This is a genomic window from Parachitinimonas caeni (assembly GCF_030129945.1).
GTDB lineage: Bacteria > Pseudomonadota > Gammaproteobacteria > Burkholderiales > Chitinimonadaceae > Parachitinimonas > Parachitinimonas caeni.
This window is the reverse complement of the sequence record NZ_JARRAF010000143.1, coordinates 1-814: the sequence shown is the minus strand read 5'-3', so window position 1 is coordinate 814 and position 814 is coordinate 1. Positions and strand designations below refer to the sequence as shown.

At 59.3% G+C, this 814-nt stretch carries 1 protein-coding gene; it reads left to right on the top strand.

Annotation, left to right across the window (positions count from 1 at the left end):
• The first annotated feature begins 157 nt into the window (after window positions 1-157).
• Window positions 158-682, top strand: coding sequence for a hypothetical protein (locus tag PZA18_RS24015; RefSeq protein WP_284103416.1), 525 nt, complete (start codon window positions 158-160; stop codon window positions 680-682).
• The last annotated feature ends 132 nt before the right edge of the window (window positions 683-814 follow it).

Sequence of the window (814 nt, the reverse complement as noted above, 5' to 3'; positions counted from 1 at the left end):
CTCGAAACAGGAAAGATGATTCCATTGTAGGGCGTTTGCTGCACTGCGAAGCCCTGTTGTGACGCGTGTCCAGGGCAGGTGAGGTCGATCAATCAGAGAGGTGGGCAGAGACTCCCGGCGTGGGATATCGCTGGCCGACTTTATGGGAAACCCTGAAATGAAGCGATGGCTGCAGGCCATTCACCGCTGGGTCAGTCTGCCATTTCGCCGTTGGCTGGGCTGGTGGTTCAGCCTCTCCGGGGTGGGTCAGACCCGGTACTTTGTGATGCCGAATCACGGCAGCCTGATCTTTCTATGGTTGCCAGCATTGTGGTTGATGCCCGCTGGGCGCATCCCGACCGAATACGGGTATGTCATGGCCTGGATCATCCTGTTGCTACCCTTCTGTCTGCTGTCCGTGCTGCGGATCCAGAAGGGGCAGGTGGTGCATTGCCATACCCTGTTACTGCTTCCCTACTGGTGGACACCCATGCCCCGGCAATGCCAGTTTGTGCGATATGACGCCTGGGAAGACCTCGCGATTGGTAGCGTCGCCTTCATCCGCTTGCCGGATCATCATGAAGTCAAACATCTGGGCATCGCAGCGAATGCCGAAGCCCTGTATGCGGCCATCGGGTGCGAGCTATTGCGCCAAGGCTGGGTAAAAGATCCCGGCGGGGACTTACGATCTCCACCGGCCTGATAACTGGCCGCGACAGACGAATCCTGCCTGGGAGCCAGGGATATTGGCTATCGTTAAGCCAATGAGCTGTCGAGGACTTGCCCCATGCCGCGCCCCCTCCGCCTCCACACCCCGCTGGGCGATGACGCCCTC